This is a genomic window from Anaerolineales bacterium (assembly GCA_022866145.1).
In the GTDB taxonomy this organism is placed as follows: domain Bacteria; phylum Chloroflexota; class Anaerolineae; order Anaerolineales; family E44-bin32; genus PFL42.
Genome location: JALHUE010000094.1, coordinates 1 through 10,393, shown reverse-complemented (window position 1 = coordinate 10,393; position 10,393 = coordinate 1). Strand labels below are relative to the sequence as shown.

Genomic DNA, 10,393 nt, shown 5'->3' with positions numbered 1-10,393 from the left:
CGCTCCTCACAGCCCGGACGGGCACGGATGAGTTGCGCAACCTGAGAGGGATGGGGTTCGTTATGCCCCTTCCCGCTATCCTTACGCTGGCGGGCGTGCTCTCGATCGCGGGGTTTCCCCTGACGGCAGGTTTCCCGGGCAAGTGGGGCCTGACGGCGCACCTGTTGCGAGAGGGGAGTCCGGCGTGGTGGTGTGTGCCGGCGGGGGTCGTATTGGGAGTCGTGGCCGGGATCCAGTGGCTGGCGGTGATGTTCGCCGGAGGGGCGGCCAGGCAGCCAGGGCCGCAACTGACCACGATCGCGCGCGGCCTGGCGGTCGGTGGAGTGGTGATAGTACTCTTGCTCGGCTTGTTCCCGCAGCTGGTATACCCGCTGATCATTGGGGTGATCTCGGGGCTGCAAGCGCTATTCGCGTAGTCGCTCAAGGCTGCTCAGACTATAATCCGCCAGCCCTCGGGAGTTGTGAAATGGCTGCCGATTCGATGGAACAGAAGCTCGCCTGGATGGACGATCAGCGGCGCAAGGATTCGGACCAAATCCGCAGCCTGGCCTCGCGCCTGGAGGGTCTGGAGGGGGCCTCGGCGGCCCATGGGCGTCAGCTTCAGGAGATCTCGGCCGAGATGGCACGCTTGTCGGCGCTGGCGGCCCGGATCGGCAAGTTCGACGAGGCCGTGGCGAAGCACCGCCAGGAGGTGGCCCACCAGATCAGCCTGGGCGAGGAACGGCGGAGCGATCGCGAGAAGCAGCTCGAGTATGGGCGTCGATCGGAAAGGGAGGAAATGGCGCGTGCCCTGGAGGGATTTCGGCAAGAGCTGCTCAAGCTCAACGCGGTCGAGGAATGGCTGATCGGTCGGAGGGATGAGGAAATACGCCTGAGCCGGACCTACGACTCAATGGCCAAACAAGTCGAGGCGCTGGCGGGAAGGGACGAACAGCGTGCCCGCTCGGTCGAGTCGCTTGAGGCCGGCCACCAGAGCGACAGCCGGAAGATCGCTGAGTTGCAGGCGGAAGCCTCGGACCTGCGGGTGCGCACGGAGGGGGTGCGTGGCTCGGTGGACGTTCTGGACGACAGCATCCGCCGCATCGAGGTCAAGCTGACGGACCTGGCTGGCAGCGAACGGGAGCGAAAGGAACTCCAAACACTGTGGATCGAGCAGCAAGGCTTGCGCATGGTCGAGGTCGACAAGGGCTGGAAAGACCAGGAGCGCAAGTTCACAGACATGGAGAAGCGGGCGGCCGAGATGGAAGAGCGGGCGGCCGCCTATGAAGAAACCCAACGCTTGATGGTGCAGCTGCGCATGGACGTGGAAGCGGGGTTGGAGCTTCTGCAGCGCCGGGCGGGCGAGATTGCGGAGCTGCAGCGGTTGGGCGACGAACGGCTGAAGACCGAGTGGGCGCGCTTCCAGGGGGATGATCAGAAACGCTGGAACACCTATCGTCTGACGGTCGATGAGCAATGGCGCGACCACCTGAGGCGCCACGAGAAGTCCAATGCGGCCGGCGAGACCGCGGCGGAGGTCCTCGCTCGACTGGAGAGGCAGCTGGGGTCGCTCGAGGAGACCCAGCTGCAGGCGCTGAGTGAGATGTTGACGGCCCTGCAGCATTGGGCCTCGGGGATTGACAAGAGCCGGCAAGGGTAGTCCCGCGGGCTGCCGGGCGGGTGGAAGGAGCGGCGAGCGACCGTGCATGTGGTTGCCACGGCAGGGCATGTCGACCACGGGAAGTCGGCGCTCGTGAAAGCGCTGTCCGGGATCGACCCCGATCGCCTGAAAGAGGAGCAAGCCCGTCAGATGACGATCGACCTGGGCTTCGCCTGGGCGAGGCTGCCTGACGGTGACCCGATCGGGATCATCGATGTCCCTGGGCATGAGGACTTCATCGAAAACATGCTGGCCGGCCTGGGGAGTATCGACGCCGTTCTGTTTGTGGTCGCCGCCGATGAAGGCCCGAGGCCGCAGACCGTCGAGCACGCCGAGATCCTGGGCCTGCTGCACGTGGCCTGCGGCGTGGTCGCCCTGACGAAGGCCGACCTGGTACGCGAACCGGAATGGCTGCAGCTCGTCCAACAAGACGTGGCGGCGCTGTTGCGCTCGGCAGGGTTGCCGGCGATGGCGCAGGTGCCCGTGTCCTCGGCTACGGGGGAAGGGCTGACCAGCCTGCGCGCCGAGCTGTCGGGCGCGCTGGCAGGCGCAGTCCCCCGGGTTGACCTCGGACGGCCACGGCTCTCGGTCGACCGAGTGTTCTCCATGGAAGGCTTCGGCACCGTCGTCACCGGCACGCTGACCGACGGCAGGCTGAGCCCGGGCCAGGAAATCGAAATCGCGCCAGGCGGACAACGAGCCCGAATTCGCGGCCTGCAGACCCATGGGGAAAGGCTGACCGTCGCGGATCCGGGAAGGCGCCTGGCCGTCAACCTGGCTGGGGTACAAGCCTCGGATGTGCAGCGGGGAGATGTCCTGATGGCACCTGGCGTCTACCCGGCCTCGAGCCGGATCGACGTGCGGGTGGAGGTGCTTCCTTCTGCGCAGGGGGGCCTGAAGCACGGCGAAGCTGTCAAAGTGTTTCATGGGACAGCTCGCCGGATGGGCAGGCTGCGCCTGCTTGAGGCCGACCGCCTCGGCCCGGGGGAGGGTGGCTGGGCCCAGCTGGAACTCGAAGTTCCGCTCGTTGCCAGCCCGCGCGACCGATTCGTTCTGCGGCGGCCGTCACCCTCGTGCACGGTCGCCGGGGGTCGCATTGCCGACCTGCAGCCGGGCCGGCGGCACCGGCGAGGCGACGCCGGGCTCCTCGCTTCACTAGACCGCCTGCTCTCATCCGAAGCGGCCGACCGATTGTTGGAGAGCGCGGTGCGCTTGGGGCCGGCGCCGCCGCAGGAGATTCGGCGGGTAGCCGGGGTCTCCGATGAGATCGCCTCCGGGACAATCGCCGGTCTGGAGCGAGACGGTCAGCTGATCCAGTTGCCGGGTCCAGGGTCCGAGCCCATGCTGATGGCTGAGAGCAGCTACCTTCGAGCTAGGCAGGCGATGCAGGACGTTCTGGCGGACTACCGGCGCAACTATCCCCTTCGCTTCGGCATGCCGAAAGAGGAGCTGCGCAGCAAGGCGGGAGTAGAGGCAAAGCTGTTTGCGGCGACGCTGGATGTGGCGGAACGGCAAGGAATTCTCGAGCGGGATGGGGTTCGCATCCGGCTAGCCGGGGCAATTCCCACGCTCACCTCATCGCAGCGAGACCTATTGGATCGTTTCCTCCGGGAGGTGGCCACGTACAGGTTCTCGCCGATGTCGGTCAAAGACGCCCGGGCGATGCTTGGAGACGATCTGTTCCAATTTGAATTGGAGAGCAGAAACCTAGTGCAGGTGTCGGCCGAGGTCTTCTTCGACGGAAACACCTATGCCGAGATGCTTGATCGCCTGGTCCAGGCCACACAGCCGGAGGCCGGGATCACCGTGGCCGAGGTTCGAGATCTGTTCGGCACAACCCGCAAGTATGCGCTGGCGCTGATGGAGCACCTCGACGCAACCGGACTGACCGTCCGCGAGGGCGACCGGCGGCGCTTCAAGATCCCGGCGCCCGGTTCCGCACTCTAGAACTGGCGGGTCCGCCAAACACCACCGACCATCACGCCCGCCGGGAGCATCTCCCTGACCGCCTCGACCGGCTCGGTCAGTGGGTCGCTGTCGAGCACGATCAGATCGGCAAGGCAGCCTGGGCGCAGCCTCCCTTGTCGGCGCCCCATGCCAGCCGCCAGCGCCGGCCCCAGGGTATAGGCCCTCAAGGCGGTACTCATGTCCAGGGCCTGTTCCGAATGCCAGGGCACGCCGCGCCCATCGGAGCGGGCGACGGCGGCATGCAAGCCCCAGAAGGGATTGGGGCTCTCGACCGGCGCATCGGAGCCGAAGGCCAACGGAACCCGAAGGGAATCGAACGCTTTCCAAGCATAGGCGTGGGCCGTGCGCGAGCCCCAATGCCTTTCGGCCATCTCCATGTCCGAGGGCGCGTGGATTGGCTGCATCGAGGCGATCAGCCCTGCCTCAGCGGCCAGGACGAAGTCCTGGGGGTGGAGCAGCTGCAGGTGCTCGATCCGGTAGGGCAACGCAGGCGGCGGGCCGGCACGCTGCAGTCGCAGCACTGCCTCCAATGCGTGGTGGTTGGCCAGATCGCCGATGGCGTGGATCGCCAGGCCGATGCCTCCGGCCCTTGCGGACAGGCCGGTCTCGATGATCGCCTCCGTATCCAGCAGGAGCATGCCGCGGTTTCCCGGGTCTTGAGCGTAGTCCTCGATCATGGCCGCCGTCCGCGTCCCAAGGGCGCCATCGGCGAACAGCTTCAGATTCCCGATTCGCAGCCAGTCGTCTCCAAACCCGCTGCGCAGGCCGAGTTCGAGCGCAGGGCGGAGGGAGCCCGCCTGCAGGTGTTTGAGGACCCGTAGTCCCAGACGTCCGGACTCGCGCAAGAGCTGGACCGCGGCCATGCAGCGCGGGCCGTCGAAGTCATGCACCCCGGTGATGCCAACTGCCCACAGCTGATGCTGAGCGACGCTTAGGCTCTCGACGAGGGTGTCCAGGGTCGGCTGTGGGATGCAATCCCGCACGACCTGGGTTGCAGCTTCGAACAGCAGCCCGTTGAGCTTCCCCGATGGATCGCGGCTCAGGCTGCCTCCCGGCGGATCAGGGGACTCGTCCTGGAGGTGCGCCAGCGCCAGCGCCCGTGAGTTTGCCCAGGCTGCGTGCAGTGACTTGGCGGCTAAGAAGACTGGATGGTGGGGAGTCGCAGCATCCAGTTCGTGCAGCTCCCCGTAGCGCCCCCACACGTTCTGATTCCAGCCGTGGCCGAGAATCCAGGAACCTGGAGGCAGGGCACCGGCGCGGTGAGCAACGCGGCGCAGGCATTCCTCAATGGATGCCGTCTCGCAATCGACTCGCTCGAGGGCCTGAGCATACAGCTCCAGGTGGATGTGGGCATCAATCAATCCCGGCAGCACGGTGCGTCCGCCCAGATTGACTTTCTCCGTCCCGGCCGAGGCCAGTGCGAGCACCGGCAAATCCTCACCGCAGGCCAGGACGAGCCCGTCGGAAACCGCCACGGCGGAGGCGATTTCCATTTCGGGATCGAGCGTCCGAACCCTGGCGTTATAGAGAATCGTTTCTGGTCGCAGCACCCTCATCGAATGCACACCTCTCCGCTCGAGCCTCGGCCTGGGCAACCGATCCGGCTTCAGCCTAGACCGAGGTCGGTCAGCCCGAGCGAGGCCGCCAGGACCTCCATCGGGTGGACCAGCCGCTGCCCCGAAAGACCGGCGAGCCACCAGCGGCACGTCTCCGAGTCCGTGAGCACCAGGTCAGGCCGGAGGCGCTCGATCTGGGCCAGCAGGGGCTCGCCCACACGCCGCGCAACCGGGAACTTCTCACTCTTCAATCCGTACGTGCCCGCCACCCCGCAGCACTCGGCTTCGGAAAGGACGATCTCGAGACCCGGGATCTGGCGAAGGACCTGGATGGCCGGTGTGCCGATGTTGTGGCTCTTGAGCTGGCAGGGCGGGTGATACAACACCCGCGCCGACAGCGGGGCCAAGGGGCGGTCGCGCAGCAAGTCCGGGCGAATGTAGACAAGGAACTCGAACACGTCGTACGTAGCGGCGGCCATGTCGTCGAAATCGCTTCCCTCCAGCCCGAGGATCGCGCGGTAGTCGTGTTTGAGAGCCAGCGTGCACGAAGTTGAGGTTCCGAGGATCGGGATCCCGGCGCGGGCGAAGGGCGCCAGCGAGCGGGCGTTGCGGGTGGCCTGGGCCCGGGCTGCGCCGAACAGCCCGTTGGATTGCAGCGGCAGCCCGCAGCAGGTCTGTGGAGGGACTACGGGCTGCAGCCCGAGGTGCTCGAGCAGGCGGAGAGTGAGCAGGCCCAGCGACGGTTCATAGAACTCGGCGCTGCAGCCGTGGAAGTAGGCGACGGCCTGGCCGCGAGCTGCGCGTGCTTCCTGCGGCGTGCGCACCCTGCGTGGGCCGATTTGGCGCTGCAGGCTGCGGCGCTGAAAGGCCGGCATCGGCGCCTCCGGGTGGATGTGCAGCACAGCGCCCAGTGCCTGACGCGCCCATCGCTGACGGAGGAGCGGATTGGCTACTGCCGCGAGCGGCCCGGCCATCGCGCCCAGCCAGTGCGGCCGGGAGATGAATTGGTCGCGCAAGGGCGAGCCGGCATGCTCGACCAGACGCGCCTTGGCGACGATGTTGATCTCGGCGACGTGAACCCCGTGTGGACAGACGCGGGAGCAGGTGCCGCACCCGGAGCACCACGTGACCGAGGCGTCCGGCGTTGCCAGGCGGGGGTGGCGGTAGCGCTCGGCCTGCGGGCCGACTGCCTTGGGTCCCGGGAACAGGTCAGTGGCCGCGGCTACAGGGCAGGCCGCTGTGCAAATATTGCATTTCAGGCATAGGTCGGCGCTCGGCCCTGGGCGGGTCATCCCAGGATGACCTCGACAGCACGGTAGGCGGTCGCCAGGTCAATCCCTTGGCGGCAGGCCCCTAGGCTGCGATCGGGCCCGGCAATCACCCCGCCGGCAGCGTACAGGTTGGCGGCGAACCGCTCTCCGGCGGCGTCAACCGGCTGCATCTGGTCGTTGACTCGAACGCCGAAGTGGGTGTAGGCATGCGCACTCGCCAGGCCCGGACCGACCCAGTCTTCTCGCCGCGGAATGGAAGCAACGGGGATCTCAAATACCGACTCGCGGATCCGACCGTGAATATCCGTTTCCAGGCCGCCATTCAGCACCCCGCCCGTGGCCAGCAGGATGTTGCCGGCAGAGAGGAACCGCCCGCCGCCCGCAGTCTCCGCCACGACACCCAGGGCGTGTCTAGCTGAGGTGCCACCTTCGAGCCGGCCGAGGACTCTTGCCCCCTCAATCAAGGTGACCCCGGCCCGGAGCGCTGCCCGGCGCAGGGCAGCTTCGAGGCGAAGGCCTGGCAGGTTGGGCGGGAGAGTAGCGATTTCGAAGATGGGAAGGTCGAGCGCCGACTCAAGCTCCGACTTCACACGACTATGATCGGTGAGGCCGAGGACGGCCGGAAGGCCAAGCATTTCGATCCCCAGCAGGCGCGGCCGCCAGAGCCGGGACAGCTCGGAGAGGTCCAGGTCGTCTTCGAGGAGGCGGGCCACATCTGTGGCATACGGGTCTCTGCGTGGAGGACTCCCAGGCAAGGGGAGGTCGGACAGCAAGGCAGGGGTCTCGCCGCAGGCGGCCAAGCCGCGGACCGTCAGCGCCGGGACGAAATCCCGAAAGCCTTCAATCCCGGCGATGGCGGCGCGATCGCTCAGGCGCGGTTGTGGGAGCTTCAGGCTGGCCGGGGCGAACTGCGTCGGCCGGCGGCGGCCAAGCGGCGTCAACGTCTCGACTTGGGCATCGAGGCTGCCGAAGTAGGGCAACTCCGCCGCGCTCAGCAGTGTCTGCAGCTGAGCACAGGCAGAGCGCAGAACGCCGATGCCGGTCAGCGCCAGCGGGTGAGGGGGCAGGCCATGGCTGGCTTCGCCAGGGGCCCGTTCCTGTGCCCGAGCATCAATGCACCCGTGGCTGATGGACAGCCCGCCTCGCCCCTGAGCCACCAGGATGACCTGCGCGCCCTTGGCTGCGGCGATCGTTGCCGCGAACAGACCGCTCAGCCCGGCGCCGACGACCACCAGGTCAGCCATCGGGGGTGGCCTCCTGGGTTTCTACACCCAACAGCTCGAGGGCGATCCGGCGGTCGAGTTCGAGCTGACGCAGGGTGTGACCCCAGGCAAGCGGGCGGACTCCTCGCCATCGTTCTTGCAGGAACGCACCCAGACCGCCGTCGGCGAGGGCATCCGATCGCAGGGCAACCATCCTGCCGGCGGCGCGGTAGGCACAGAACGCAGCTTGGCACGGCCCCATGCCCAAGCGCGTGTCCCGCCGTAGGTCGTCGAGAGCCGGCGCCTCAGCCTTGCGAATGGCGTCATCGAGCGTCTGCTGGGTGACAAGTTCGCATTCGCAGACAATGCCGGTGCTGAAAGATGAGGACTCGGGATCCTCCGCCTGCTGCAAACGGCGCGGCAATGCGTGCAGCCGACGTGTGTCGAGAGGCTCAAGGGGAGTTGTGGCGGTGGTGCAGCCAGCCCGGTTGCCCAGGCGGGCCGATAGGAGATCCACGGCTTCTTCGGCCATCTTGCGGTAGGTTGTCAGTTTTCCACCGAAGATGCTGATCAGCCCATCGGCCTGGCCGAGCCGGCCATGGTCGATGATTGTGTGTGCCCGAGGCAGCAAGCGCGTGGGATCGTCAGCGGGACTCGGCGGCCGGTATAGCGGGCGGATGCCAGACCAGGCACGCAGGGGACGCATCTGGTACACGTCGGGCAACAGGAAGCGGGCCTCCGCCAGCAGCAGGTCGATCTCCCATGGGGCGATCGAGATATCGTCGGGCGAAGCGACCGGCTTGTCGGTGGTCCCCAGCACCGCCACGGTCCCGACCGGCACAACGATGTCTCCGTCGGAGGGCATCTTGCAGCGGTTGAGGATGGTGTGGACTGGTCGAGCGGCGAGGGCGAGCATCGCGCCTTTCCCCAGGGCGATGGGGATCTCAGCCCCGGCGCTGGCCGCGATCCGTCCCGCCCATGGACCGGCGGCGTTGACGACAGCTTCCGCGCGTACCTGGTCGACGCCATCGGGCCCGGGTCGGAGGGCCGCCCCGACCACGCGGCCACCTTCGACAAGCACTTTCTCGACCGGGTGGCGGGTGAGAATCTGCCCGCCGGCGGAGCGCACGGTGTCAGCCAGCAGGTGCAGCAGGTCGAAGGAATCCAGGCTGGCATCGGAGACGCGGAACGCGCGCTGCAGGTCGCGGGCGAGGGCCGGCTCGAGGCGGAAGACGTACTCCAGGGAGAGTTCCTCGGCTGGCACGCCGGTGGCAGCGCACGCATTCAGCCAGCGATCGGCGAACTCGGGCGGATCGGGCGCTGCCGACAGGAACAGACCGCCGGTATCCTCGATGGTGGAGGGTGCGATCCGTCGCAGGACCGTGTTCTCGAGGGCGCAGTCGCGGGCGGAGGCGGGGTCGGTGATCACGTAGCGCCCGCCGGAGTGCAGCAGGCCGTGGTACCGGCCGGAGGTCCCCTGGCCGAGATCGCCTCTCTCCACGAGGACGACCTGCATCCCTCGCACGCAAGCGTCGAGGGCGACCCCCAGCCCGGTCGCTCCACCGCCAATTACGAGGACTTCCGTGGTAAGGCCCGACATCTGCTCCCTGTGGGATTCGTACCGACTGCGGCTCAGGGCTGGCTGTCCCCCTGGCCGGGCCCAGACGGGCTGCCTGCGAGGGTTGCGCCTCGGGGTCCCTTGATATACAGCCGCTCGTACAACCGCCCGGCGATGACGCCGCCGATGGCAGGTCCGAAGAAGTGGATCCAAGGCTGCCCGAAGTTTATCATCGCAAGCGCCGGCCCGAACGACCGGGCGGGATTCATCGATGCGCCTGTCAGGGAACCTCCCATCAGGATATCGATCAAGAGCCCGAAACCAATGGCACAGGCGGCGGGGTTTCCGTTGTGGGCGGCGACAGGTTGACCGCGTCAAGCATCTGTTTCAAGTTGTGCCGCAGCGCCATAGGGATCGCTCATCGCTTGAGGTGAATGCAGTCTATCAGCGCGGCACCCAGGCCGTGAAGGAACTACGTAGCGGCAGTCCATCGGTCTGCGGCGTGCGTATGGCATCTTGACCTGCTACCCGCCTCCTCAGCTCGGTATGCCCATTCGATCGCCTCGCTGCCTTGTCAGTGTGGTGAAGCGCCAGGTTGTGTGTACACCACCGAAGGCGAAACTTGGGCTCCAATCCCCCGCAGGGCGAGCTCCCCGGACCAACGAGCACGCCAGACGGGCCAGCGGCGACTCTCAAATGCCAGACCATTTCCCGGTCACCGCAGATGCCGCCACTCCACCTCGGCTGACGCCTCTCCAGCCGGCCCCGACATCACACCAGACTGATCTATAATGACTACGATAGACCACTGCTTACGGGTCATCGTCCAGGAACGTGAGCATGCATACTGTCGATGAAGCCCTCAAGAAGCTGCGCCAACGTGGCGCTGAAGGTGACGACTCGGCGCCGGGCGATCGTCGAACGGCTGGCTGCGGAGCACGGGGATCCGGACGCCGACGACGTGGACCGGCGGGTCGCCTCGTCAATGCCGGATGTCTGGCGCACCATGGTCTACAACACGCTACGCCAGCTGGTCGACTTTGGCGAGTTGATTCCGGTTGAGGACTCGGGGCGGGGTGGCAGGCGCTAGGACACAAACCCCAAGCCTCACCACCACCCGCTGTGCATCCGCTGCCGGCGTCTAGCCGACATCGAACGCGATTTCGACGGACTCAGGCTCCTGCCGGGGGAGCGCGCTG

At 67.0% G+C, this 10,393-nt stretch carries 8 protein-coding genes; 4 read left to right on the top strand and 4 right to left on the bottom strand.

Features of this window, described 5'->3' with window-relative positions; all coding sequences use genetic code 11:
* From MUO23_03055 to selB, 3 genes are all read left to right on the top strand, one after another.
* On the top strand, window positions 1-416 hold a 416-nt coding region (locus MUO23_03055; GenBank protein ID MCJ7511933.1), incomplete at its 5' end, for a hypothetical protein.
* A gap of 50 nt (window positions 417-466) precedes the next feature.
* Window positions 467-1,639 carry a hypothetical protein gene (locus tag MUO23_03050; GenBank protein MCJ7511932.1) on the top strand — a complete coding sequence of 391 codons (1,173 nt, stop codon included), beginning with the start codon at window positions 467-469 and terminating at the stop codon, window positions 1,637-1,639.
* Between the two features lie 42 nt (window positions 1,640-1,681).
* The gene (selB, locus tag MUO23_03045; GenBank protein MCJ7511931.1) at window positions 1,682-3,586 is read left to right on the top strand and encodes a selenocysteine-specific translation elongation factor; all 1,905 of its coding nucleotides are present in this window, start codon (window positions 1,682-1,684) and stop codon (window positions 3,584-3,586) included.
* Here selB and MUO23_03040 read toward each other — a convergent pair.
* Genes MUO23_03040 through MUO23_03025 form a run of 4 tightly spaced genes read right to left on the bottom strand, consistent with a single transcriptional unit; the run spans window position 3,583 to window position 9,236 of the window.
* Window positions 3,583-5,163 (bottom strand): amidohydrolase, encoded by a 1,581-nt coding sequence (locus tag MUO23_03040; GenBank protein ID MCJ7511930.1) that lies wholly within the window; start codon window positions 5,161-5,163, stop codon window positions 3,583-3,585. The two genes, selB and MUO23_03040, sit on opposite strands and share 4 nt — an antisense overlap.
* 50 nt (window positions 5,164-5,213) lie before the next feature.
* A complete protein-coding gene (locus tag MUO23_03035) occupies window positions 5,214-6,455 on the bottom strand; it encodes an anaerobic glycerol-3-phosphate dehydrogenase subunit C (protein MCJ7511929.1) in 1,242 nt (413 codons plus the stop codon).
* Complete coding sequence (gene glpB / locus MUO23_03030; GenBank protein ID MCJ7511928.1) at window positions 6,452-7,678, bottom strand: anaerobic glycerol-3-phosphate dehydrogenase subunit GlpB; 1,227 nt, start codon at window positions 7,676-7,678, stop codon at window positions 6,452-6,454. The genes MUO23_03035 and glpB overlap by 4 nt, the downstream gene beginning before the upstream one ends.
* On the bottom strand, window positions 7,671-9,236 hold the full coding sequence (locus MUO23_03025; GenBank protein MCJ7511927.1) for an FAD-dependent oxidoreductase: 1,566 nt from the start codon (window positions 9,234-9,236) through the stop codon (window positions 7,671-7,673). The genes glpB and MUO23_03025 overlap by 8 nt, the downstream gene beginning before the upstream one ends.
* Before the next feature lie 811 nt (window positions 9,237-10,047).
* On the opposite strand from MUO23_03025, the gene MUO23_03020 reads away from it, so the two are divergent.
* Window positions 10,048-10,284, top strand: a complete 237-nt coding sequence (locus MUO23_03020) for a transcriptional repressor (protein ID MCJ7511926.1) — start codon at window positions 10,048-10,050, stop codon at window positions 10,282-10,284.
* The last annotated feature ends 109 nt before the right edge of the window (window positions 10,285-10,393 follow it).